This is a genomic window from Pseudomonas sp. 32A (genome assembly GCF_052682255.1).
The window spans coordinates 6455995-6480484 of the sequence record NZ_JBQYLY010000001.1 but is presented as its reverse complement, the minus strand read 5'-3'; the positions used below and the strand labels follow the sequence as shown (position 1 = coordinate 6480484).

25 protein-coding genes and 1 pseudogene are annotated in these 24490 nt (G+C 55.4%); 19 read left to right on the top strand and 7 right to left on the bottom strand.

Going from position 1 to position 24490, the window contains the following annotated elements; translation table 11 throughout:
- The first annotated feature begins 59 nt into the window (after positions 1-59).
- Positions 60-983: a LysR family transcriptional regulator gene (locus ACUN0G_RS29725; protein ID WP_445575106.1), complete on the top strand. Its 924-nt coding sequence runs from the start codon at positions 60-62 to the stop codon at positions 981-983.
- On the opposite strand, the gene ACUN0G_RS29720 is transcribed toward ACUN0G_RS29725, so the two are convergent.
- Positions 980-1774: an AraC family transcriptional regulator gene (locus ACUN0G_RS29720; protein WP_445575105.1), complete on the bottom strand. Its 795-nt coding sequence runs from the start codon at positions 1772-1774 to the stop codon at positions 980-982. The genes ACUN0G_RS29725 and ACUN0G_RS29720 overlap by 4 nt on opposite strands.
- Before the next feature lie 126 nt (positions 1775-1900).
- On the opposite strand from ACUN0G_RS29720, the gene ACUN0G_RS29715 reads away from it, so the two are divergent.
- The 5 genes from ACUN0G_RS29715 to ACUN0G_RS29695 all read left to right on the top strand — a co-directional run bounded on the left by ACUN0G_RS29715 (position 1901) and on the right by ACUN0G_RS29695 (position 6009).
- On the top strand, positions 1901-2089 hold the full coding sequence (locus ACUN0G_RS29715; protein WP_445575614.1) for a DUF1656 domain-containing protein: 189 nt from the start codon (positions 1901-1903) through the stop codon (positions 2087-2089).
- 11 nt (positions 2090-2100) lie between these two features.
- Positions 2101-3009 (top strand): efflux RND transporter periplasmic adaptor subunit, encoded by a 909-nt coding sequence (locus ACUN0G_RS29710; RefSeq protein ID WP_445575104.1) that lies wholly within the window; start codon positions 2101-2103, stop codon positions 3007-3009.
- Positions 3009-4892, top strand: coding sequence for an FUSC family protein (locus ACUN0G_RS29705; protein WP_445575103.1), 1884 nt, complete (start codon positions 3009-3011; stop codon positions 4890-4892). Before ACUN0G_RS29710 ends, ACUN0G_RS29705 begins: the two co-directional genes overlap by 1 nt.
- Before the next feature lies 1 nt (position 4893).
- Positions 4894-5106: a hypothetical protein gene (locus ACUN0G_RS29700; RefSeq protein WP_445575102.1), complete on the top strand. Its 213-nt coding sequence runs from the start codon at positions 4894-4896 to the stop codon at positions 5104-5106.
- Between the two features lie 69 nt (positions 5107-5175).
- The gene (locus tag ACUN0G_RS29695; protein WP_445575101.1) at positions 5176-6009 is read left to right on the top strand and encodes an oxidoreductase; all 834 of its coding nucleotides are present in this window, start codon (positions 5176-5178) and stop codon (positions 6007-6009) included.
- 643 nt (positions 6010-6652) lie between these two features.
- On the opposite strand, the gene ACUN0G_RS29690 is transcribed toward ACUN0G_RS29695, so the two are convergent.
- The 3 genes from ACUN0G_RS29690 to ACUN0G_RS29680 all read right to left on the bottom strand — a co-directional run bounded on the left by ACUN0G_RS29690 (position 6653) and on the right by ACUN0G_RS29680 (position 7719).
- The gene (locus ACUN0G_RS29690; protein ID WP_445575100.1) at positions 6653-7009 is read right to left on the bottom strand and encodes a type II toxin-antitoxin system RelE/ParE family toxin; all 357 of its coding nucleotides are present in this window, start codon (positions 7007-7009) and stop codon (positions 6653-6655) included.
- A gap of 2 nt (positions 7010-7011) precedes the next feature.
- Positions 7012-7302 (bottom strand): type II toxin-antitoxin system ParD family antitoxin, encoded by a 291-nt coding sequence (locus ACUN0G_RS29685; RefSeq protein ID WP_046036276.1) that lies wholly within the window; start codon positions 7300-7302, stop codon positions 7012-7014.
- 201 nt (positions 7303-7503) lie between these two features.
- The gene (locus ACUN0G_RS29680; protein ID WP_046036385.1) at positions 7504-7719 is read right to left on the bottom strand and encodes a hypothetical protein; all 216 of its coding nucleotides are present in this window, start codon (positions 7717-7719) and stop codon (positions 7504-7506) included.
- 519 nt (positions 7720-8238) lie between these two features.
- Here ACUN0G_RS29680 and ACUN0G_RS29675 point away from each other — a divergent pair.
- The 7 genes and pseudogenes from ACUN0G_RS29675 to ACUN0G_RS29645 all read left to right on the top strand — a co-directional run.
- Positions 8239-8550 (top strand): hypothetical protein, encoded by a 312-nt coding sequence (locus ACUN0G_RS29675; protein ID WP_126570205.1) that lies wholly within the window; start codon positions 8239-8241, stop codon positions 8548-8550.
- Positions 8551-9233: 683 nt separating this feature from the next.
- Positions 9234-11474 carry a putative bifunctional diguanylate cyclase/phosphodiesterase gene (locus tag ACUN0G_RS29670; RefSeq protein WP_126570206.1) on the top strand — a complete coding sequence of 747 codons (2241 nt, stop codon included), beginning with the start codon at positions 9234-9236 and terminating at the stop codon, positions 11472-11474.
- Positions 11475-11986: 512 nt separating this feature from the next.
- The gene (locus ACUN0G_RS29665) at positions 11987-12529 is read left to right on the top strand and encodes a redoxin domain-containing protein (protein ID WP_046036279.1); all 543 of its coding nucleotides are present in this window, start codon (positions 11987-11989) and stop codon (positions 12527-12529) included.
- An 11-nt stretch (positions 12530-12540) separates the two neighbouring features.
- Positions 12541-13080, top strand: coding sequence for a DsbA family protein (locus ACUN0G_RS29660; RefSeq protein ID WP_046036280.1), 540 nt, complete (start codon positions 12541-12543; stop codon positions 13078-13080).
- A 97-nt stretch (positions 13081-13177) separates the two neighbouring features.
- Complete coding sequence (locus ACUN0G_RS29655; RefSeq protein WP_115487450.1) at positions 13178-14278, top strand: low temperature requirement protein A; 1101 nt, start codon at positions 13178-13180, stop codon at positions 14276-14278.
- 227 nt (positions 14279-14505) lie between these two features.
- Complete coding sequence (locus ACUN0G_RS29650; protein ID WP_023047152.1) at positions 14506-14808, top strand: putative quinol monooxygenase; 303 nt, start codon at positions 14506-14508, stop codon at positions 14806-14808.
- A 194-nt stretch (positions 14809-15002) separates the two neighbouring features.
- A pseudogene (locus tag ACUN0G_RS29645) lies at positions 15003-15185 on the top strand (monovalent cation:proton antiporter-2 (CPA2) family protein); the annotation flags it as partial.
- A gap of 38 nt (positions 15186-15223) precedes the next feature.
- Here ACUN0G_RS29645 and ACUN0G_RS29640 read toward each other — a convergent pair.
- Together ACUN0G_RS29640 and ACUN0G_RS29635 are read right to left on the bottom strand one after the other, a co-directional pair.
- The gene (locus ACUN0G_RS29640; protein ID WP_078047889.1) at positions 15224-16207 is read right to left on the bottom strand and encodes an LLM class oxidoreductase; all 984 of its coding nucleotides are present in this window, start codon (positions 16205-16207) and stop codon (positions 15224-15226) included.
- Positions 16208-16862: 655 nt separating this feature from the next.
- Positions 16863-17465, bottom strand: coding sequence for an XRE family transcriptional regulator (locus tag ACUN0G_RS29635; RefSeq protein ID WP_027616434.1), 603 nt, complete (start codon positions 17463-17465; stop codon positions 16863-16865).
- Positions 17466-17625: 160 nt separating this feature from the next.
- On the opposite strand from ACUN0G_RS29635, the gene ACUN0G_RS29630 reads away from it, so the two are divergent.
- Together ACUN0G_RS29630 and ACUN0G_RS29625 are read left to right on the top strand one after the other, a co-directional pair.
- Positions 17626-18321 carry a B3/B4 domain-containing protein gene (locus ACUN0G_RS29630; RefSeq protein WP_027616435.1) on the top strand — a complete coding sequence of 232 codons (696 nt, stop codon included), beginning with the start codon at positions 17626-17628 and terminating at the stop codon, positions 18319-18321.
- Between the two features lie 29 nt (positions 18322-18350).
- On the top strand, positions 18351-19244 hold the full coding sequence (locus tag ACUN0G_RS29625; protein WP_027616436.1) for a dihydrodipicolinate synthase family protein: 894 nt from the start codon (positions 18351-18353) through the stop codon (positions 19242-19244).
- Between the two features lie 55 nt (positions 19245-19299).
- On the opposite strand, the gene ACUN0G_RS29620 is transcribed toward ACUN0G_RS29625, so the two are convergent.
- Entirely contained in the window at positions 19300-19782 is a 483-nt protein-coding gene (locus tag ACUN0G_RS29620) for a DinB family protein (RefSeq protein ID WP_286835588.1), read from the bottom strand.
- Positions 19783-20020: 238 nt separating this feature from the next.
- Here ACUN0G_RS29620 and thrC point away from each other — a divergent pair, with 238 nt between their 5' ends.
- From thrC to ACUN0G_RS29600, 4 genes are all read left to right on the top strand, one after another.
- Positions 20021-21424 (top strand): threonine synthase, encoded by a 1404-nt coding sequence (thrC, locus tag ACUN0G_RS29615; protein ID WP_445575099.1) that lies wholly within the window; start codon positions 20021-20023, stop codon positions 21422-21424.
- Between the two features lie 14 nt (positions 21425-21438).
- On the top strand, positions 21439-21876 hold the full coding sequence (locus ACUN0G_RS29610; protein ID WP_027606629.1) for an Lrp/AsnC family transcriptional regulator: 438 nt from the start codon (positions 21439-21441) through the stop codon (positions 21874-21876).
- Between the two features lie 117 nt (positions 21877-21993).
- Positions 21994-23043: a homoserine dehydrogenase gene (locus ACUN0G_RS29605; RefSeq protein ID WP_041021436.1), complete on the top strand. Its 1050-nt coding sequence runs from the start codon at positions 21994-21996 to the stop codon at positions 23041-23043.
- 2 nt (positions 23044-23045) lie between these two features.
- Positions 23046-24464, top strand: a complete 1419-nt coding sequence (locus ACUN0G_RS29600) for an aldehyde dehydrogenase family protein (protein WP_445575098.1) — start codon at positions 23046-23048, stop codon at positions 24462-24464.
- Positions 24465-24490 lie beyond the last annotated feature (26 nt).

The following is a 24490-nucleotide window of genomic DNA, read 5'->3' as shown; positions in this document are numbered from 1 at the left end:
AAAGACAGGAGCAGGTGAATGACTCGTACGTATCAGGTAGCAATCGAGGGGCCATACTGATGGATCTGCTCAATGGCATGCAGGTGTTCGCCCGGGTTGTCGACACAGGCAGCTTTGCTGCGGCGGCTGAGGCCTTGGACATGTCCGGCGCCCACGTGTCGCGGTTGATCGCCGAGCTGGAAAAAAACCTTGAGACCCGCCTGTTGCAACGCACCACCCGACGCCTGAGCCTTACCGATTCGGGCGAGCGGTTCCTGCTGCGCTGTCGCGACATTCTTGAGGACGTGAGGGAAGCTACCGCGGAGGCCAGCGGCGCACACCTCAACCCGCGCGGGCGGTTGCGGCTGCATTGTATGAGTGGGCTTGGCGTGCTGATCACCCCGTTGATTGCCCGCTACAGCGAGCAATACCCGGACGTGTCCATCGAGCTGACCCTGTCCCAGCACAACCCGGACCCGCTGGAAGAGGGCCACGACGTGGTGATCTCCATCGCCCATTCGTTGCCGGATTCAGCGCTGGTGAGCCAGACGGTGGGGCAGTTGTTCAGCGTCCTGTGTGCGGCGCCGAGGTATCTGGCCAGATATGGTGTGCCCGAGAGTCCGCAGCAATTGATGCAGCACCGACGTTTGCACCTTCAGGATTTCCAGGAGGATGCCTGGGTGTTCAAAGGTAAAGAGGGCGAGATTGCGATTGCGCCGGGAGACACCTTCAGGACCAACGTGGCGGATGCGATGGTCAAGGCGACACAAGAAGGCATGGGCATCAGTCTGTTGCCGTTTTTCAGTGCAAGCACAGCACTACGCGACGGTTCGCTGGTGCGGCTGTTACCCGAATATCGGCTTAGAGAGCGCAGCATTTTCGCGGTGTATCCGTCGAGGCGTTTTCTGGATGCCAAGGTGCGCACATGGGTCGCGTTTTTGCAGGATCAATTGCCGGTGTTGCTGACGGAGCAGGTTAACGTGATTGAGGCGTCCCGAGGCTAGCGCGTTGCAGTACGACGGATATAACGCGCCGGCGACGAGCCCAGCGTCTTGCGAAACATGCTGATGAACGAACTGACCGACTCATACCCCAGCGCCTCGGCGGTCCGTTGCACCGATTCGCCCTCGGCCAGGCTCTGCAAGGCCACGATGATTTGCCATTGCTTGCGCCATTGGCCAAATGTCAGGCCGGTCTCACTCTTGACCAGCCGCGCCAGTGACCGCTCGCTCATGGCGACCTGACGTGCCCACTGGGCCATGGTGCAACGGTTTGCCGGATCCTGGGCCAGCCCGCGGGCGATGAAACGCAACTGCGGGGTGGCGGGAAGCGGCAGGTACAGCTGTTCCGAGGGCGCCAGCTCCAGTTGTTCAAGCAGCACGCTCGCCACGCGTGCATCGGCAGACGCTGGCGGATAGTTCTGCGCCTGAGCACTCAGGTGCAGGATCAACTCCAGGACCAGTGGCGAAAGCACCAGCGTGCAGCACTTATCCGGTAAAGCCGCTGCGCCGGGCTCCACAAATAGATAGCCGATCTTGCCGTTGGCCGTTACCCGGTTGCTGTGGGCGATGCCGCCCGGAATCCACACGCCGAAGCCCGACGGCACCATCCACACGCCATCCTCGACGGTGCACACGATACCGCCGTGATACGCCACCACCAATTGGCCTTTGCGGTGGCTGTGCACGGGGAATTCGGTGTCGTTGCGCTGGCTGCCGAGCATCAACGCGACGGCGGGCTGATCGAAACTGTCCAGTTCGAATTGATCAACGCCCTGGAGCTTCATCTCGCCCATGCTGCACGCCTTGATTGTCTGAATTTGATTATATCTTGGCAGCATACTCAATATCGGCACGACCTTGCAGTCCCTACCATCGTCACCAAGGCGATCAAGGTGATGGCCGACTGCGAGATTCAACCGATGCTCAGTGAAATCACGATTGCCCACCTCTACATTCCTCCGTTCTTGCTCTACGTGGAAGTTGCAGCCCTGGTCTACGGGCTGCTGGAGCGGGCCCTGCGGCGCTGGCTGGATTGGGCCTGGCATCCGAGCCTGGCGCGCTTCTTTGTGTCGCTGATCGTGCTTTCGATCCTTGTGCTGAAGGTATGAGGGGGAGCGCGATGACCATCAACCACATCCTCAAGACCCTCGTAACCTTCGTGTTGGGCCTGACGGCGCTGCTGTTCTGTACGCAGTTGTGGCGCGCCTATGAACTGGCGCCCTGGACGCGGGACGGGCGTGTCAGCGCGCAAGTCATCCGTATTGCCCCCGAGGTGTCCGGCCAGGTCGAACAACTCATGGCGGGGGACAACCAGTGGGTAGCCAAGGGCGCATTGCTGTACCAGATCGACCGCAGCGCCTACCTGTTGGCCCAGCAACAGCGCACGGCCGAGCTTGCCGAGGCGCGCAGTGTGTTCGAGCAGCGCACTGCCCAGCTCAAGCGCCGCAACCAGCTCGGCGATGCTATCGCGCGGGAGGAGACCGACAATGCCGCCCGGGACCTGGCGGTGGCCAAGGCGCGTCTGGATGCGGCCCGGAGCCAGCTGGCCCATGCGCGGCTGGATCTGGACCGTACGACGATTCGTTCGCCGGTCGACGGCTATGTGACCCAGTTGCGACTTCAGCCAGGTGACTACGCCACTGCGGGCGAGACCAATATCTTTGTGGTCGATAGCCATAGCTTCTGGGTCACCGGTTACTTCGAAGAGACCAAGCTGGCCGGCGTTCGGGTGGGGGCTAGGGCGTCCATCAAGCTGATGGGTTTTTCGCCGCTGCTCGAAGGGCATGTGGCGAGTATTGGCCGAGGCATCGCCGACGGTAACGAGCTGCGCAGTAACAGTGGCTTGCCTCAAGTGGCGCCAACGTTCAGCTGGATACGCCTGGCTCAGCGCGTGCCCGTGAGAGTTGAACTGGACAAGGTGCCGTCCGATGTGGAACTGGCAGCGGGGATGACCGCCAGCATCGAGGTGGCCGAGGAGGGCACGGCGCCGCGCTGGAGGCTTGTGCAGTGGCTCCAGGAGTTTATGTGATGGCCCGCGCGTTGCGAATGCTGGTGGCACTGCCGGGGGCATGGTCACCCGCGACATCGGGCTATGTGCTGCGCAGCCTTGCGGCCGCCACATTGGCTTTGTGGCTGGGGTTCCTGTTGCACCTGGAGTCGCCGTTCTCGGCGGCGTCGACAGTGTTGTTGCTGATTCATCCGCTCCAGGGTGCGGTGGTCGGCAAGGGTTTCAATCGGGCGCTGGGCACCCTGGTGGGGTTGGCCGTCGCGTTGGTGCTGATCAGCCTGTTCGCCCAGAAAATGCTGCTGTTTATCCTCGGGATCGGGGTGTGGCTCGGCCTCTGTGTCGGTGCCATGACTGTGCTTCGGCACTACCAGGCCACGGCGGCGGTGGTTGCCGGGTACACCGTCTGCCTGGCTCTGGGCCCCGCGATTGTTGCCCCGCAGCAAGGTTTCGAACATATCGTCGGACGGGGCACGGCCGTTGTACTGGGGGTGTTGAGCCTGAGCCTGGTGGCTACGTTATTCAGCCGCAAGACCGTCGAGCGCACACTGAACACGGCACTTCGCGATGTATCATCCCGCACCCTGCGGCTGCTGGCCGCGCGGTTTGACGGTGGGCCGGTTATTGCACCGGGCCCGTTGGCCATCGATATCAGCAAGGTGGACGACCTTCTCGGGATCGGCCGGGGCGAGTCGGTTTTGATTCGCTCCAGGCTCGCGACCCTGCAGGCGGGGCTTGCGTATCTGCATGCCGTGGTACTGGACGAGAGGGTGTTGCCTTCCCACGCTCGACTCGGCGCCCAGCTGCAACAGCTGGCTGAGGCAATGCCCGAATTTTCCGTGGCGGCGAATCGTGTCCGGGAGCTGCAACGCAGCCTGGAAAGCAGCGCGAGTCGGCAGCGCCTGGATGAACCACTGGTGGAACTGTCCGGCGCCTTGTGGTGTTTTGCCTGCCTTGAGCACGCGTCCCAACCGCCAGCCCGCGCCGTGGGGTTTCACCGACACTACGGCGCCGCACTGCGTAACGGTGTGCGAGCGTTGCTGGCCACGCTGGCGACCGGTGCTATCTGGTACCTCACAGGCTGGGACCAAGGGCCAACCCTACTGGCTGTACTGGGCCCGTTCTGCACCTTGCTGGCCACCAGCCCTGCGCCGGAGCAAGGCATTGCGAGCCTTGCCAGGGGAACCTTCTACGGAGTCCTGGCGGCAGCGGGGTGCAAGTTCCTGCTGATGCCCTCCATCAGCGGCTTCGGGTTACTCACGGTGGTGCTGATTGCGTTCTGGGCGCTCGGGATTCACGCCACGACCCGGCCGCGCCATGCGCTGCAAGGCATCGCCTACCTGATCACCTTCAACACCCTGGTCGGTACCGGCGGGACCGCTCAATACGACTTCACTGACTTCGCCAATCAGGCCCTTGCCTGGATGGTGACGCTTGCTATCTGCCTGTTGGCCTTCCAGCTAATGCCAGGAAAATCCGCCAGCCACGCTCACGTCCTGAGAAAGGCGTTGCACAAGGACACGCAGCGGTTACTGCGTCATGGGCCGTGTATCGACCTGCTGAAGTGGCAGGTAACCCAACAGCATCGGATGGTTGCCCTGCAGGCGTTATCGGGCCCCTATGAGGCCGGCTCCGTATCGCTGCAACTGGGCCGGCAGTGGATGTGGCTGCACCGCAAAACCCTCGATCTTGAACCTGAATCATCGATCGCCAACTGCGTACGAACCGGCGATCGGCGCATCTCCAGGTATGCCGCCCATTCATCGATCAGCGCGGCCCAGGCGCGGCGAACGTCAAGGTCATTGATGCGGCTGGGCGCCCGTGATCTGGCTGCTGGCTACCAGGATTTAGCGGGGCTGCTCGACAGGTACACACAGGTTTCAGCTGACACAACGAAGGTGAGATGAAATGAAGCAACTCCTTGTCTGGACGCTTTTCGGGATGATCGTGTCTGCGCCAGTAACGGCGCAGGCATCGGATGGGGCTGAAGCGTTGGCACGCTGGCAGCAGCAATTCAAACAAGAGCAAAAACAGCTCGCGGAGCGCCGGGCCCGCGAGCAGCATCCGGGGCCGAAGGGATCGCCAACGGTGAAGGGAGATAGGAATAGGCAAAGCTCCTAGATTTACCGGCATAGGTCGACAGTGATTACCTGACTACCATGGGTGTACATCCACCGAGAGCGATTTTTCATGAGTATTCAAAAAACACTGTTCATCACCGGCATCAGCAGCGGCTTTGGCAAAGCGCTGGCAGCAGAGGCGTTGGCTGCCGGCCACCGAGTCATCGGGACCGTACGCAATGAGACGGCCCTGCAGGCGTTCGAAGCGTTGTCGGCGGAGCGCGCCCATGGGGTAATACTGGATGTCACGGACTTTGAGCGGATCGACAGCGTCGTCGCCGAGGTGGAGACCCGCTTCGGCCCGGTGGACGTCCTGGTGAACAATGCGGGTTACGGCCATGAGGGGATTTTCGAAGAGTCGCCGCTGGAGGACATGCGCCGTCAATTCGACGTCAACGTGTTCGGCGCCGTTGCCGTGACCAAGGCCTTCGTGCCGTACTTCCGCCAGCGCCGCCGTGGGCACATCATCAACATCACCTCCATGGGCGGCACGATTACCATGCCGGGTATTGCCTACTACTGTGGGAGCAAGTTTGCGCTGGAAGGCATCTCCGACACCCTGAGCAAAGAACTCAAGCCCTTCAACATCTTTGTCACGGCCGTGGCACCGGGTTCGTTTCGCACCGATTGGGCCGGGCGGTCCATGCAGCGCACACCACGCAGTATCGCCGACTACGATGCGAGCTTTGATCCGGTGCGCCAGGCGCGGGAAGAGAAAAGCGGCCACCAATTGGGCGACCCACAAAAAGCCGCGCAGGCGATGTTGACGCTGATTGCCAGCGACCACCCACCGGCGCATTTGCTGCTGGGCAGTGATGCGCTGGGTTATGTGCGGGAAAAACTGCGGCAATCCCTGCGGGATATCGATCAGTGGGAGGCGCTGACACGTTCTACGGATGGTTAAACAGTGAATCAGAGACTGTCCGGATCCCCGAAAAACATTTTGACTGGGCTCTAGCACGGTAGTCGCAGCCTGAAAAAAACGAATTATGCCCCCAGTTATGCCCCCAGTTGCGCGTAGTGTTCGAGCGATCGCGAATGGCGATTTCTGGCACGGACTTGGGTGGCTTTGGCTGGTATTCAGTGCGCCTCCGTATACTGGATTAGCAACCCGTATCTGGCAAACCCTTGCTCGTCCGGAAGAGGATATGGGTAATGAGTCGATATCCTTAAATGGTGTTGTTGGGTCTTTCTCTCTGCACCTATCCTGAAATTGACTCCAGAGATGCTCGTGCTCTGCGTGATGTTGCCAGGGCTCTGGATGCTAGGGACGTTGATCCGCATGTCCATCGGCAGTTGCAGCGTAATGCGAGGCGCCTAGGCACGGAAAACGCCTACGAAGCGGTTGTTCAGCATTGAAAGCGGTGGGCAAAATTGAACATCGTGTTTCTTGTCGTGGATCTCGATATTCCGGTCGGGGCCAGAGCATCGTGCTTCAATTGGCCGCCGAATCGGCTGGCAGCGGGGGAGGGGCTCAGGTTGCGATGTAGAGGGGGCGCCTACCTTTGCTGTTCATGGCCGGTTAAACTGTTGTGCCCGGTCGGTGATCAGTCGTTCGGCAAGTGCAACTGCACTTCCATGGCGTCATGAAGGAGTCGGACGACCTCGATCAGGGCGTCATTTGCCACACGATAGAACACGATATGGCGTGGGCTTTTGACCCTCCCATGGGGGTGTTTGACCTGCTTGCGTGAATAGGTGAGGTGATAGCTGCGAAGGCCCGGTGCAAGCTCATCACGGTCGTGGCTGCCAATGCAATAAGGAGTGCTGGCAAGAGCTTGCAACGCCGTGAGTATCAGCGCCTGGTAGCGCGGCCGTGCTTGATCGCCGAACTGCGTCTGGGAGAGCCTGAGGATGTCGACAATGTCGGCGCGCGCCGCGTTGGAAATCCGATACTGCGGCATGCTCAGTGTTTCTCGCTCGCGAGAGTGGTGGCCTCCAGGCTCAAGCCCTCTAGGTAAAGCTCCAGATGCCCTTCGTTCAATTGAGTAAAGCGCCCGTGTTCAAGATCCATGATGCCGATCGAGGTCGCCAGACGCAGCGCCTCAATTTTGGCAGTGTCTTCGGCGACGCGCTGCTCCAGTAAACGCAAACCTTCTCGCATCACTTCGCTGGCATTTTGATAACGGCCGGACTGGACCAGGTCTTGGATAACCTGTTCTTGGTGAGGGGTGAGCACAACGTTTCGCGTCGCCATCATTAGCTCCAACTCTGGGCAAACATATTGTTTCGATCGTTGGCATATTATGCCATTTTACATAAACTCAGGGAGTTTGGGATTTGTATCTGACGAACTGTAAAGTGTGGGGTCATCCTTTGCGCCGAACAGATGGCCCGGACTGTATGCGCACAAAGTCCAAGCAAGGCTGTCGCATGCGGGACGTCGTGGACAGCTTAATTAGTGTGGGCCTCGGGCCTTCAGTTTTGCCAAGCCTTGTTTGATGTGTCCGGCGTTCTCTCCAATCGTTTGTAGCGCGCCGCGGATATTGTCGCCTGTGTCCGTCGTACCCTTGCGCTCAATCCACAACGTCAACTCCATCACCGCCGCCTCTAAGGCGAACTGGTTTTGGTACAGACGCTCAAGGACATCAGGCAGTGAATATTCAGTGGGTATTGTTTCGACTCCAATGAAGGAGCCGAAAGCGTAGCAGCGGGGGAGGCGGATGTCCCGAGCCACCCGTGAGTTAAGTGAATGAAACGGTTTAGAGTGAGGGTCAGCATTCGCCAAAAACTGCCGTTGCGACAGGCAGCAGACGGCCAAAAGCTGACGTCACCCAAGCCGCTTCCGCTAACGTAGGACGGTCAGCCTGGGTGTGCAAGGTGACATCGGCAGACGCTTACCGAGGTACTTCAGCATCATGTAGATGTCCTCATTTTCGGTGGCGATCACCAGCAACCCCAGCGAATCGAAGCCGTGCGTTATGCGCGGGCCACGTCCGCACTGGAAGGCATTCGACCTACTGAACTTCTGCTCAAGCTGCAGACCCTATTCCTTGGAGGCGAGATCACGATCGAGGAGTCCAACGCTGAGGCGCGACGGCACTACGGTTTGCCCGTTCTGCCTGAGCCCCTGTCACGCCGTGGTGCATTACGAAGTTGATAATCTAGTGCCATACTCAAGGAACGGCGTTCGATGTATGTTTCTTTTAAAACAAATATTGGGAAGGGAAAAGTTATGAGTAGCGAAAATCCGAAAATTGAAGTTGTGGGGCCTAAAGGGACATATCAAATTTGCCTCAAGTCGGGTGCAACTGTTGTGCTAGATGGAGTTGAGCTGTGTACATATGCGCCTATCCCAAATCCTCCAGTTCCAGTAGAACCGCAGTATTTTTTCTTCCAGAAAGAGGGGGTGCGTGTCAGCTTTACGGCACATTTTGTGGGTAAAAATACACACGGAGAGAAGCCGCTGGATGATGTTATTGACGCGATTTTCCGTCTGAAATGATCTGAATGGTTCCCCGGCGCTTATCGCTGAGCAAGCGCAATGCCTTCGGCTTCTGTCCCGGCGCCCTGGAGGCACTCGACGTCGAAATAGAGGAAACGATCGACTTCCTACTCAATCATAGCTCTCGCCCAGGAACGGCGTTCGACGTATTTTCCTGGTCACGCCACACGCGGAACGCGTCCAGCAAATCGCCTTCCGGCCAGCGACCTTTCTCGACCCGCTCAGTAAGGCTGAATCGCCCCTAATTTCGTAGACACGCCGAGTGACCGCTTCTGGCCGATAGCTGCCGTCCACAAATGACTGCTTTCGGCCATAGGGAGTATGACGGGACTCCAGTAGAGCGGTCTGTAGGGCACGGACGAAATCGCTAGGGTGCGGCGTCGTCTTGGCATCGCCCACGCCGTAGCCACGGGTGAACAATCAGGCTTGAAAATCGCAGCGTTCGATGTGGCCACCTGCGGTGTCGTGAACGTCCGTAAAAGGGCGGATTTCCAAAAGTCGAGACAGCGAAGTCAGCCAGACGGCAACAATGTGATCCTGCTTTTTTTGTTAGATCTGAGTCTGTTTTTAACGGGGCGACGCTCTATAGACTGTATATCCGACGCACAAGTGGACAGTGATCGGCCCGCTACTGTTTCTGGCTCTCTGAAGACCGGACGAATCGAGAGTCTTCAGGAATCACCATGAATCCTCGTCCAAGTTTTCAGAGCAAGACCTTCCACCAATCGCAACGTGACATTCTCGGCATGATTGCGACCGATCAGCATCTGGGCGATGTACTCTGCGCCATCTGCCAGATGCTCGACACACAGACTCCCGAAACCTACTGCTCTATCTTGCTGGCGGATGCCGAGGGCAAACACTTGCTTAACGGCGCGGCACCCGGCCTGCCGACCGAGTACAGCGAGGCGATAGATGGCATGGCCATTGGTCCGCAGGAAGGGACCTGCGGCACCGCGGCGTTCCGGCGCGAGCTTGTGGTCACTGAAGACATCGCCCGGGACCCGAACTGGGACCGTTTCCGCAGCTTGGCGCTGGGGCATAACCTGCATTCCTGCTGGTCTGTCCCCTTGCTCTCCCATCAAGGAACGGTGTTGGGGACATTTGCCCTGTACCAAAAGAGCATCCATGCGCCGGACGAGGCGCAGATTCAACAACTGGTTTTTGCCGCGCAACTGGCCGTCATTGCGATCCGTCATGAGCGTGACGGTCGGCGATTGGAGGAGAGCGAACAACGTTTTCGTTCATTGTTCACCTATAACCCCAACCCGGTGTTCGCCCTCGATCTGGCCGGCAACATCCAGAGCGTCAATCCTGCAGGCCTGAAGCTGAAACCGCACACGGCCGTCAATTTCATTGGTCATCACTTTTCCCATCTGGTTCTCGATGAGGATCTGCAACGGGTTAGTCAGCATTTTTGCGCAGCCCGTGCCGGAGCGCCTCAGCGCTTCGAGGCACAGCTTCGCGACGAAAGTGAGCAACTGTTGACCATGGATATCTCCAACCTGCCCATCATGGTCAACGGAGAAATCGTCGGAGTATTCGGCATTGCCCGGGATATCAGCGCGCAGAAACATTTCGAACGCGAATTGAGCTTCAACGCCAGCCATGACCGGCTTACCGGTTTGCTTAACCGTGTTTCGCTTGAAGAGCGACTGGTTCTGGATTGCCACATCAGTCGTCGGCGTAATCGGCGGCTCGCGGTGATGTGCATTGATCTGGATGGATTCAAATCCATCAACGATTCGATCGGGCATTTCTTTGGCGATCAGGTGCTGATCGAAGTGGCGCAACGTATGACCCAGCAAGTTCGTCCCGGTGACACCATCGTGCGCATGGGCGGTGACGAATTCATTGTGCTCCTGCCTGACCTGCTGCGTGACGAGGACGTTGTACCCGTAGCCGAGCGCCTGATGGCGAGCATTGCCAGACCCTACTGCATCCAGGGTATTGACCTGCATGTGAGTGCAAGCGTCGGCATCACCCTGAGCGATGGTTACATCGAGCAGCCGATGCAACTGATTCAGCAGGCGGACATGGCCATGTACAAAGCCAAGCAGGAAGGGCGCAACAACTTTCAGTGGTACACCAGCGACCTCAATCAACGTTTTTGCGAGCACGCGAGCCTGCGCAATGACTTGCAAAAGGCTATCGAAACTCAATCCTTCCAGCTGCATTATCAACCGCAGATAGACGCACGCACGGGGCAGGTGGTCGGGATCGAAGCCTTGCTGCGCTGGGAGCATCCGGAAAAGGGATTTATCTCACCAGCGGTGTTTGTAACAGTGGCTGAAGACAGTGGTCAGATCATCCCGCTGAGCCTTTGGGTACTCGATACGGCCTGCGCGCAGTTGCGTCAACTGGGCGAGCAGGGCATCACAGGCATCTCGATGGCCGTGAATATTTCGCCGATGCATTTCCAGCGTGGGCAGTTCGTCGAGTGTATACAGGCAGTGCTAAACAGGTACGAACTTAGCGCCGGGCAGTTGGAACTGGAGATTACCGAGTCGCTCCTGTTGCATAACGTTGAGCAGGCGATCGACACGTTGCACCAGCTCAAGGCTCTAGGTGTACGCATTGCGCTCGATGATTTCGGCACCGGTTATTCCAGCCTCAGCTACCTCAAGCGCTTACCCATCGACAAAATCAAGATTGACCGTTCTTTCATCCGGGATATCGCTACCGACCATCACGATGCCGCGATCACCCAAGGCATTATTTCCATGGCCCATCACCTCAGCCTGACGGTGGTCGCCGAAGGTGTGGAAACCAAGTCTCAAGTGGACTTTCTCAAGGGCGGTCGCTGCGATGTTTTTCAGGGGTATTACTTTGCTAAACCGATGCCCTATGCTGACCTCGAAGCCTTCCTAAGCCTTCGCGCGTCCCGGTCCCTGACGCCCGATCTTGTCTATTCCGAAGTTTGAAAAGGCGAATCTTCAGATTCGAACGAGTCCGGTTGCCCTGAACCACACTTCAGTTGCCACTTCGGTCCTGGAGCGTTCCTGTTGAGCGCTTCAGATCTTTTGCCGGGTCCAGAAGCGTTTGGGAAACTGAGCGCTTTAGACCCAAGGTCTGCTCAACACGCCTGGCCGTGGACGCATTAAGCGCGTGACTGTTGTTGGCACTGGAGGGTACCGAAAATTCGTTCAGTTACTACGGTAAGCGTCATCAACGACTATAGTCATTGGTGAGCCAGAGCGAATCCGACCATTCCCCTGCCAACCTGGCCTAATCCAATTCCGCGATTACACGGCGGATCTTCTTGTGTTCCTTGATGCGGAACGTAAACGTTTCGCTGCCGAAATTACTCAGGCTCAGGCTGAGATCTAGGCAGCGTTGTCTTTTTTTTCCCCTTGATGGTGGATGGAGTTATCCCGCCGGGCACGTCGTATCCCACTGAGCACGTCCCAACCACCCATCTATCAAGGTTCAAGCAATGAATACTTCAGAGTTAGATGATGCACAAAAAACCAATGGCGACCTGGTTCAGGGTCCGCTGCCGGCCGGCACTGTCGCGCCCGACTTCACTCTTCACGCAACCCCTGATCAACAGTTGTCGCTGCGTGAGCTAAAGGGAAATCCCGTGATACTGGCGTTTTATCCCGCTGACTGGACTTCGGTGTGTGGTGACCAACTGACCTTGTACAACCAGTTGTCACCCACCTTCAGAGAATATGGTGCGGTGCTATTGGGTATCTCGGTTGACAGCGCCTGGTGTCATCAGGCCTTTGCCAAAGATCGAAATTTCCACTTCAGCCTGCTGGCCGATTTCGAGCCCAAAGGGGCGGTGGCACGACAGTATGGAGCGTACGAGTCCCAGCTCGGAGTTTGTAAGAGGGCACTGTTCGTGATTGACAAGGAGGGGGTGGTCGCCTGGAGCTACGTCTCACCAATGGCAATCAACCCTGGGGCGGACGGCATTCTGGATGCGCTGGATGCTCTGGTGAATTCGCCACAAAGCACGCCAACCAAAAATTAACAGGTGATTACATGGCCACTCTCAAAGTCCCGGTAAGTGCCAACGACCATCGCCAGGGAAGTGCGCATGCCAAGGTCACCTTGGTGGAATTTGGCGACTATGAATGTCCCTATTGCGGTGAAGCTTACTGGATGGTCAAGAATCTGCAACAGCATTTTCGCGATGACTTGCTGTTTGTGTTCCGTAACTTCCCTCTGACCACCGCTCACCCCCATGCATTGGGTGCAGCGGTCACCGCTGAGTATGCCGGGAGTCGAGGATTCTTCTGGGAGGCCCACGACGAATTGTACGAAAATCAGGAACGATTGGGCCTGCCGCTGTATCGCGCCATCGTTCTCAAACACGGCCTTCCCAAGGAGGAATTCGATCTTGCAATGCAAGAGGATACTTACATTCCCAAAATACAAGCCGATTTCAATGGCGGTGTACGCAGCGGCGTGAATGGCACCCCAGCGTTTTACATTGACGGGCTTCGCTATGACGGAGTTCCAGAGTTCATCGGGATGAGTCAGATGATTGAGCTTTTGTTAGTGCGTGGACGAAATCGCTAGAGAGCCAAATCGGCTTGGCATCACCCACATCGGAGCCGAGGAAAAACCAACGTTAGCTTCCTTTACATTAAAGAAGTGGATACGGAGCCGGCAACTAATGAAATCTTTGAAGTATTATGAAGAAAATCGACACGCCACATGGTTGGAGTTGTTTTTTGACCTGACTTTCGTTGTTACGATAGGCCAGGTTACGCACACTCTCGGACATGTTCATGACGGCCACTTTGAACATAAGCAATTATGGACATTCTTACTGCTTTTTGTACCGTTGTGGTGGATCTGGTCCAGTCACACGATTTACTCTAACAGGTTCGATACAGACAGTAATCTTCACCGTTTGGCAACATTATTCATAATGCTCCTGCTCATTGTGCTATCGGCACGGATTGGGGAAGACCTGGAAGTGAACTACCCGCTTATTATTGCCTGCTATTTTGGTATACGAGCGATCATCAGTGTTATGTACATTTCATCCATTAGTAAACTCGATTCTCGCGGCGAACTTTCCTCAAGGCTTGGTTTTGCCCTATTAGTTAGCGCAGTTATTAGTCTTTCATCCGTTATTTTTGACCCGCCCTTGCGTTACCTTGTTGCTTATATTGGGATTGTTCTTGATATTCTGTTTCCTGTATTTTTCTGGACTAAACTAAAACCGTTGCCAGCGCACACGGAACACTTGGTTGAGCGCATAGGCCTACTCACCCTAATCTTATTGGGGGAGTCAATTATTAGCCTTTCCGGAGGCCTGTCTAACATTCAATGGGGTTATTATAATGTGATGGCGGCCATCACCGGATTTATCATGATTTGCAGTATCTGGTGGATCTATTTTGATAGTTTTTACTTATTGAACAAACATCAAAGCAGTATGAGTGGGCACGCCTTAATCTACTCGCACCTTTTTCTTTTTATGGGGCTGGCACTTCTGGCAAATTTGATCAGGCATGCGATCCTGAACGACATTGCGATACGCGATTTTCAGATTATGTCGATCACCGGCATGGCCTTGTTTTTCCTAGGTAAGCAATATGGCTATTTTATAGCCGTGAGTAGAATAAGGAAATACATACTACAAAACACGTTGATAGTGTTTTCTTTGGGCGGGTTAGTCGTATTTTTACCCCGCATCGAGTACATATTGGTCGGCCTGACAGCAACCATGATCTCTTATGTTTTTCTAAATTTCAGATATCGTTGAATCATTATTTCAGACCAGAGGGTGGGACCAAGTGAGCAAGTGGCTGACTTGCGGTTACATGCTGCCCACTACGTCGTTCTCACTGCTCGTGCGCTACTCGCCGCTACCCTTGGTCTATTTGGGTTTGTAATCCTGGTATCGTCGACCATAGTTAAGAGTCTCGGATACCCCTCTTAGCTGTCGCGATCTGATAGCGCCAGCCGCATCGTAACAACAGGAGCCACATAATGGTCAAAGTAGCGTTGTTCGTTCGCCTGGAAGCAAAACCTGGGAAAGAAAAGGATGTAGAAAGCTTTCTTTTGGGCGGCCTTCCGTTAGTGGAGGAGGAGCCAGCCACTACAGCCTGGTTTGGAATCCGCTTGGGGCCGTCCACCTTTGGCATCTTTGACGCATTCCCGGATGAAGCGGGCCGGCAGGCTCATCTTTCGGGCAAGGTCGCGGCGGCGCTTATGGCAAACGCTGCCGAGCTGTTTGCCGAACCGCCATCAATCGAGAAGGTTGACGTCCTTGCGGCCAAGCTGCCCGGTTAAGCAAATCCAACAGGAAGTTCCATTCAGTTCGGGGAGGCTCACGATGTCTTGTATGAAAATCAGGATCGCCTGGGCCTGCTGCTGTCCCGGGCGGTGATCAATTAAAACACTTGTATTGAAGATAAATGTCATGGCTAAAGTGCCGTGTCCAGGATTCATGCCATGCTTGCGCGCTCGGTAGAAGTGAAAGGATACGCGCGCAAATCGTGTCCATGGACGGCGTGGAGGCCGCACAGAATCTGCAAGGCAATGTGCTCATCACGGGTTTAGGCTGGGTAGGGTAGATTGTTTGCCGGGCACCGGTCGCTCATGCCGCGAAGATCTCCATCATTGATATAGAACCGGAGGTCATCCGCGCCGTGACACCTTATGGTTTCGTCAAGTGAGCATTCGTCGGCGTAGCAGTGACCGATGTTCAATGAGCTGCCTGACGCGGCTGCACTCCGAACTGCGCAACGATGTGCGTACCCAATTCCTCAATAACTTCCACCGCAGGGCGCTTGCCGTATTTGAGATTGAGAATGACGTGGTCCACGCCGATTTCCTCAAGCGACTCCAGCAAAAATCGTAGATGGTAACGTCCAAGTCTGAACCCCAAATGGATACGTGTGGGTGGCGTTGACGGATTCTCATCGAGATCGATGTACAGCGACTGAGTAAAGGGCTTATACACAGAGCCACATTGTTTCGTGACCTCCAGTCGCCAATCTTCCACGACCAGCCGCTGCATGTTCGGAATGCGTGGATAGTTGATCCATCCGTTGCTCTCACGCGCGATCCAATCCAGTGACTGGCGACTGTTGCCGGTCACGAGCATTGGAATGAATTGGGTGGTAGGTTTCGGAATCAGGTCTGCGCCTTGCATTTCACCAGTGCTCCAGTGGATGGGCTCAAAACTGGTGCTGTGGGCGCGGCGAATCACTTCGTAGTGTTCTCGAAAGATCTCTCCACGCCTTTCGGGATCGACGCCAAACGCCGAAAACTCCACTGGCCGATCTCCCGAAGCAACCCCCAGAATCAAGCGACCAGTGCTCAACTGATCGACGCTGGCTGACGCCTTGGCCGTGTGCAGGGGATGGTGCAGCGGGATGGCGATGGAGGCGGTGCCAAGTGCAATCTCCGAGGTATGGGCGGCCATATAACCCAGGTAAACCCAGGGGTCGAAGACTTGGCCGACATCGCCGAAGCCAGGGTCGCGAAGCGGCACGTCGCGAAACCAGAGCGCGCAGAAGCCCAGCGCCTCGGCTTTTTTAGCCAGTGTGACCTGGTTGAGCATGCTCGGAGTGTCCCCGTCGAACGCCTCCATGGGAAAGAATAATCCAAGGCTCAAATGCCCCTGAGTGAAGGTTCGGCTGAACCCTCGATGCTGCTGGTAAGGAATCGTGCTCGGCCGATACATACGGATTGACCTCATGACAGAACGTGAACAGCGCCCCCGTTTCCAGAGGTGCTGCGGCATCGGTCGCTTTTGAACGGCAGGTGGGGGTACTGGGTCTGGCTTTTACCCGTTGCGCCGTACTGCTGGTTGTGTGGACCGGACTCAGGGGGCAGTTGCTGGCGATAGGCGCGGGTTGGTCCGGGTAGGTGTTAAGCGGACGGTCAAAGGAAGTCAGATCTCTCGGCTCTATACCACCAGATGGGCAAGGCGTTCGAGGAATCATTCTATAAGCGTAGGCGGTTTTGCAGCTCTCCGCCATATTCTTACAATCGAGCCGCTGACGGGCGAAAGTCGCGTATCGAAGGCAGTTATCGGTCGTTTCCTGCCATTCCAGAACGGCCGCTATTGGCCGAGAGCTGTCAGTCATAACTGCTCCATGTTGACAGAGCTTCCAAAAAACATTTTGACTAGGCTCTAGGACGATATTTTCAGGCAGAAAAATATCAAATATGCCCCCAATTTTGCCCCCAGTTGCATGCGATGCACTCGCAATTGCGAGTGCACGCCCTGGCGGTGATGCTACGTGGGGCTTGATGGCTTTCGGTGGCGCAGCCCTTTTGAAATTGGCTGGTTCGCCCGCCTTACACATGCTCACTGGCTGCGAGTCTGCCGGTATCTACTGATGCATCTCCGTCACGGACATGGTGAACACCAACTTGGATCTGCCAGCGTTGGAATAGGAATGAGGTACATCGGTTTTCGCCACTGCCGAACTCCCCGCAGGGATGACCAACTCTGTTTCCCCTACCACGCATTTCAGCGTGCCTTTCTCCACATGAAACAGTTCAAGCGTGCCCTGAGGATGCCCCTGTGAAGCGAAAGATTCGCCTGGATGCATTTCCCAACGCCACAGCTCGATCATATTAGGGCCGGACGTTCCCGCCAGGAGGCGCGCCGTTCCTCCCAGGTCACCGGTCCAGAGCGTGGGGATGTCTTGGCTGTCGATGATATGGGCGGATGGGGCTTCGGTCACATTGACGATGTCTGCAACAGACAGTCCAAGCGCGGCGGCGATTTTGCAAAGGATGCCGATACTGGGGTTCGCCGTACATTTCTCTATTTCGACAACCATTCCTTTGCTCACGCCAGCACGGCGGGAAAGTTCATCCAGCGTGATCTTCTGTGTTTTGCGTGCCTGTTTAAGTGTGCGCGCAACGGCCAGGCTGACGGCATGAGCATCAGCGCCAGGGGTAGTCGACAGGCTGGTATTGGTGGTCATTGATGAAGGTCATGAGAAAAATGTGCTGGGATTCTCGGCCTTTATAAGTAGCTCCGTCAATCGGCTCAGCCGTTATAGTAGATGATAATGGTCATTATATTGACTTTATTGGTCGTCGCTGACTAGCATGAAATGACATTTAGGTTCCTGGAGGTTTTTGATGCTGTCCGTACTGCCGTTAATCGATCAAGCCGTTGCCGAGCTGGCGCCGGAGTTCAGGGCCCTGAGTATCGTGGTGGAAGCTGCACCACTGGCTCATCCTGAGGTGGCCCAGGCTGCGCTGGACCGTGCTTGCAAGGCTGTGCAGGAAGGTGGGCCAAGCTGGGGAGAAGGCCATCTGGCTGCATGGGCTGAGACCTTTCGAAAGTTTGGGGCCAAGCCGCAGCGCACACCTTGTTCAGCTGAAGCGCTGCGTAAACGAGTTTTACGTGACGGCAGCTTGCCTAGCCTGGATCCCATCGTCGATCTCTACAACGCAATCAGCATTGAGTACGCCATCCCGGTTGGCGGGGAAAACATTGAAGCCTATGTGGGCTCCCCACGGCTCGTAGTCGCTGATGGCACTGAGGCTTTTGACACAATGAAAGAGGGGGCTGCTGCCTTCGAGTATCCGGATGCCGGCGAGGTTGTCTGGCGCGATGACAAAGGCGTGACCTGCCGTCGCTGGAATTGGCGGCAAGGTGTCAGGACCCGTCTCGGTGCTGACGCGAGGAGCATGTGGTTCATTCTGGAGAGTCTGCCGGCGATGCCGCTTGAAGCCCTGACGGAAGCGGGGGACAAACTCATCGAAGGGTTGCAGCAAATGATGCCAGGCGTCCAGATCGAAAGCTCACTGATTGGTCCTGGGGCCAAATAGTCCATAGACCACTGCAAGGAGTGATGACGATGTTTACCGGTCTTAGTGCATTTCCTCTGACCCCTATGGATGAGCAGGGTGTGGACGAAAATGCTTTTACTTGTCTTGTGCAGCAATTGGTGGCAGCTAAAGTAGATTCCATCGGGGCTCTAGGATCCACCGGAAGCTATGCGTATCTTTCTCGAGCCGAACGTTCTCGAGTTGCTCAGTTGGCAGTAGAGGCCGCGGAGGACGTGCCTGTGATGGTGAGCATCGGCGCGCTGCGTACACGCGACGTTTTGCTGCTGGCTGAGGATGCGCAAGCCGTGGGGGTCAAAGCCTTGCTGCTGCCACCCGTGTCATATCAAAAACTGACTCAGGACGATGTGTTCTCGATGTACGAAATGGTTTCGGCCAACGTCTCAATCCCGCTATGTGTCTATGACAATCCTGGTACCACTCATTTCGAATTTACCGATGAGTTACACGGGCGTATTGCAGAGCTACCCAATGTCAGCTCAATCAAAATCCCTGGCGTCCCCGAGGCGCCACATCTGGCCAGGGAGCGTGTGGAGCGCCTGCGGAAATTGATTCCGAGTCACGTGACTATTGGAATAAGCGGCGATGCGTTTGCCGCTGTTGGAATGAATGCCGGCTGCGATGCCTGGTATTCGGTCATGGGCGGTTTGTTCCCCAATACGGCGCTCGCCATCACACGAGCAGCATTGTCAGGTGACGCCTTTGAGGCTATGCGCCTCTCCGAATCCTTGAAGCCGCTTTGGGCATTGTTCAGCCAATTTGGCGGTAGCTTTCGCGTGATAGCCACTGCAGCGGAGCTACGCGGCATTACTCACTCTCCGAGCGTGCCTTTGCCGCTTAGAACCATCGAAGGGGAAGGACGCAAGCAAATTGCAGCGGTGATAGACGCGCTCGAATTGAGCTGAGCACTGCGGTGAACACTCTGCCTCATCATGGTTGAGGAGGCAGAAATCCAACTGCCTACAGTTTCAAAAACGTTGTGAAATGATCTTGGTGTCCCTCCAGGATTTCCCTGGGTAGGATCGTGCTAACACTTCCTCGATGCTGCAGGCCATGAGAAAGCACATGAGCAAGGATTTGTTCTTTGGTCATGTTGCCGGGTTTGCCATCCTTGAAAATAAATTCCACCGGTTCAGACAGCTCCTTTGCAGTGACTGATTTCGTGTAATCGACAAACCATTGATTTGCCGTTGTGAAAGCCTCTTCCAACTGACGAATGTCTTGCCGCTGCTCAGTGACGACGTCGTCAAATTCCTCCGGTTTTCCCTGCAGTCTGGCGATGAATAGTTGGTCCACAATATTGATGTGCCTGAGCCAATAACAGGCCTTCTCCATTTCCACAGGAAACGACTGCGAAATGGGCGCTTTCAAGCACCTGAATAACACATCCTCAGACCATGCCTTGTACTGATAAAGCGAGTGCAGCAGATTCTTGGCACACATGGTGTTCTCCCATTTCTAAGCATTGTCGGCCCTCGCACATCCCATGGGCTTGGACAAAAGGGGGGGGCGTGTAACGGGAACGGAATACCGTTAGCGAGATATGATAGTCGATATATTGACTTTTATGGTCATTGGTATGAAGCTGGATCAAAGGCGATTAACGCTACCGCATTGAATTCCGGAGAAGCCCCAGCTTGCAGGTGGCTGGCTCGGAAATGGCTTGAGGGTGTCTTGGATCATGAAATACGTCAGCACACGGACCCCTGGTAGAACGTACGAATTCAGCGAGGTGCTGATGGGGGCGTACGCGCCTGACGGTGGCTTGTACGTGCCGCACAAGGTTCCCCGCTTCAAAAAGGAGGAGCTCTCAAAGCTCGAATGGTTGCCCTTCCATGAATTGGCTCGCTACGTAATCGAGCCCTTTCTGGGGGGATGGATTGAGCAGGATCTGTTGTCTCGGATACTTGAGGAGATTTTTGATTGTTTTAAAAGCAACGCAGTGACACCGCTGTACCAGACCGCAAGTAACGAGTGGATACTCGAATTGTTTCATGGGCCGTCAGGCGTCTACCAAGACGTTGGCCTTCAGTTGATGTCTCGCTTTATCGATCATGATTTACTCAGGTCTGGTAAGAAGGCGCTGATTATAGGTTGTACAGGTGGAGATACTGGCGCCGCAGCAATAAAAGCATTTTCGGGAATGAAGGGCGTTACGTTGTTGGTATTGCATCCTTCCATGGGGTTAACGGCGGAGGATCGCATACGCTTACTGAGTACGCACGAAGATAATGTTGTGAATGTTGCGGTCGACGGAGACTATTCTGATTGTCATCGTTTGTGTGAGCAGTTCCTGAAACAAAGTAACAATGCACGGCAGCATCTTATTTCGTTCAACTCAGTGCATTGGGTTCGCGTACTTGCGCACCTCTCCTTCTATTTCTATTCTGCTCTTCAGCTCGGTGCGCCTAAAAGAGAGATTGCTTTCAGTGTCCCGACTGGAAATTTTGGCGCCCTGTACGCTGGTTATATTGCCAAGCAAATGGGACTGCCGATTCGACAGCTTATCGTTGCCACGAATGCTAACGCCGGACTGCATAACTTTCTCCAATCAAATCTGTACAGTCGAAATGAAATTCGTGCTACCAAAATTCCCACTATGAATGTTTCATTAGCCTCTAATTTTGAGCGCCTACAGTGGAGCATTTTAAATCGATGCGGAGAAAAAGTAGCTCGTAATATGCAGTTGCTAGAAGGCGAGGGAACTATTCAGTTAGCGCAGGATGAATGGTTGGAGGCACGCAAACTGTTTGACTCACTGGCTGTGGACGATGCAGACGCATTCAGTTGTATTCATGAGGTCTTTGCAGAGAGTGGATATCTGGTCAGTCCCAATACCGCCATCGGCTTGCGCGCTGCACGTGTAAGCAGACGCAGCTTGATGATCCCCATGATTTGCCTGGCAACCACACATCCGTCGAAAGTTGGCACTGCAACCCAAAAGTCAGAGATTGTTGGCCACCTAAATACAATTGGTGTTCCTGTAGTTGCTGAACAAGACTGTACTTCAATTCCCAACGACGTCAGGTCGCTGATCTCACTGGTCAGGGCATTATCAAAAGACACGGAGTCTCACTCGTTATAAGTCCGGAGCCAGAGATGAAACGTGTTTTAGATAAAGTTGATGAAAAGATTTTGGAGGAGCTAACTCGCAATGCACGGTTGGCCCACAACGATATTGCCCTAAAAGTCAATTTGTCCAGGAACGCAGTCAGGCTGCGGATTGAGAGATTGGAGCGAGATGGGTATGTCCGAGGCTACACAATTATTAAAGGTATGCCTTCAGCTGATGCAGGACCCATTAATGCATTAATCTTCGTTTATCGTAAGGATCGTATGCGAGATTCAGAAGTTGTTCGCTCCGTTGGTGCAATGCCTGAAGTTATTTCCTGCAATGTGATGAGTGGCGACCTCGATATTGTACTGACGGTTCAGGCGATGAATGCAGATCGTATCCACAGGGTATGGAGTGAGATCTCGACGCTGCCGGGAGTCCTGAATACCGTAACGTCTTTTGTTCTGTCGAGCACAAAATAGCAAGTTGCGCTGTTGTACGAGCATTTTGCTCGCAACAACGTTCTGTTTGCCATATTCGAAAAGTTAAGTTGGCGGCTTACTATCTCAGCACCACAACATAACAATGAGAACCCTGTCGTGACTGAATACAAAATTGCGTTGCTTGGATTTGGTGGCGTTAACCGCGCGCTGACCCAGCTTATTGCCGATAAGAATTCGCGTTGGGCCGATGAATTAGGTTTTACCTTGAAGATTGTCGGTGTCAGTGACCTTTACCTCGGTTCGATCATTAACAAAGACGGCCTGGACGCTCGTGAATTGGCAGCAGTGCCTGCTGCTAAAGGCAGTTTCAGGACCCTGGCCGGCGGGACTGCTGAGCCGGCAAACGAAACCGTTATCCGCTTCTCTGGCGCCGATATTGTCGCTGAGGCAACGTTCACCAATCCTGTGGATGGTGAACCGGCTACGACCTTCTGCCGCTGGGCTCTGGAAAAGGGCGTCAGTGTCGTGACCACCAACAAAGGGCCCGTGGCGCTGCATGCACAAAGCTTGAAGACGCTGGCCGATAGCACCGGCGCCCGCTTTGAATTTGAAGGTTCTGTCATGAGCGGGACCCCGGTTATCCGTTTGGCCAAGGAGTCACTGGCAGGCTCGGAAATCACCGGCTTCAAGGGGATTCTCAACGGTACTTCAAACTTTGTCCTCTCCAGCATGGAGACGGGGTTGGACTTCTCCAGTGCTGTCGCAAAAGCGCAGGAATTGGGGTATGCCGAAGCTGACCCAACAGCGGATGTAGAAGGGCACGATGTGCGCTTGAAGGTTGTCATCCTCGCCAATGAACTGCTAGGCGCAAAACTCAAACCAAGCGACGTCCTGTGCAAAGGGATTTCTGAAATCACGGCCAAGGATATTGCCGAGGCGACGAAAGCAAATGCCCGCTGGAAGCTGATTGGCAGCGCAGAGAAACGGAGCGATGGTTCGATTTCAGCATCAGTGAGTCCGAAGCTCTTGCCGGCGAGCGACGCGCTCTCAGCCGTGAGCGGAGCCACCAACGCAATTACCTTCAACACGGCCATTCTCGGTCCCGTCACTGTAGTGGGTGCGGGGGCAGGTCGTTTTGAAACCGCATTTGCCTTGCTCGCCGACATCGTAAGCATCCACAACCACAAAACCACGTCAGGTAAGTAATCATGAATAGCTTGAGTCTCTCGCTCGCTGCTGATTATAAGGCCATTACGGTGCTCAGCCCGTTTGACGGCAGCAAAGTGGGTGAAGTGGCAGACATACCCGCATCATCCGCTACCACGATAGTTGACACCGCCATTTTAGGTGCCTTGATTGCCAAGGATCTGCCGCGCCATGAGCGTGCGCGTATCTTGGAAAAGGCCGCAAGCTCAGTCGAGCGTGACAAGGACTCCTTTGCCAAACTGATCGTCGCGGAGTCAGGAAAAACGCTGAAGCAGGCGCGAAAGGAGGTGTTGCGATGCGTCAATACCTTGAAGTTGTCTGCCGAAGAAGCCAAGCGCAATGCCGGTGAAGTCATTCCTTTTGACGCCTATGTCGGGTCTGAATCCCGTCAGGGCTGGTTCACCCGTGAACCGTTGGGCGTCATCGTTGCCATCACCCCTTACAACGACCCGCTTAACCTGGTCGCGCATAAATTGGGGCCTGCCATTGCAGGAGGAAATGCAGTTGTTCTCAAGCCGTCTGAGCTCACACCGCTATCAGCGATCAAGCTGGTGGAGTGCTTGATCGACGCGGGTCTGCCTCCGGTTGTTGTCACCGTCGCAACAGGCGGCGCCGCCCTGGGCAAGGCTCTTGTGGCCCACCGTGCGGTGCGCATGGTGTCTTTCACCGGCGGCTTTGTCACGGGTGAGCAGATCGCTCGTACAGCTGGCCTCAAGAAGCTAGCGATGGACCTTGGCGGTAATGCGCCGGTCATCGTGATGGCTGATTGTGATTTGGATGAAACCGTTGATTCATGCGTGTCGGGGGCTTTCTGGGCGGCCGGACAAAACTGCATCGGTACCCAACGGATCCTCATTGAGGCCTCACTCTATGAAGCCTTCAAAACGCGCTTTGTTGAACAGACCTCTAAGTTGATCGTCGGCAACCCTGCTGATGAGCAGACGGACGTAGGGCCGATGATTACCGAGGCGTCAGCCAAGCGTACCGAGGAAGTGGTCAATGACGCCATTGCCAAAGGCGCCACGTTGTTGTTTGGCAACACACGCAACGGCTCGCTCTATTCGCCTACCGTGCTGGAAGGCGTCGACCGCCAATGCAAGTTGTGGTGCGAAGAAGTGTTCAGCCCGGTGGTCATCCTCCAGAGCGTCGCCTCCCTGGATGAAGCGTTAGCGCTGGCTAACGAGCCTGAATACAGCCTGCATGCTGGGATCTTCACCAGCAATCTGAAGGTTGCAATGACCGCCGCTAAACGACTGGAGGCGGGCGGGGTGATGATCAACGACTCTTCCGACTACCGCTTTGATGCAATGCCTTTCGGCGGTTTCAAGTACGGGAGCATGGGCCGCGAGGGCGTACGTTTTGCTTACGAAGATATGACGCAGCCCAAGGTCATTTGCATCAACGGTGTGAGTGGAAGCTAAACAATTCGCTCAACTCAAGAATGAAT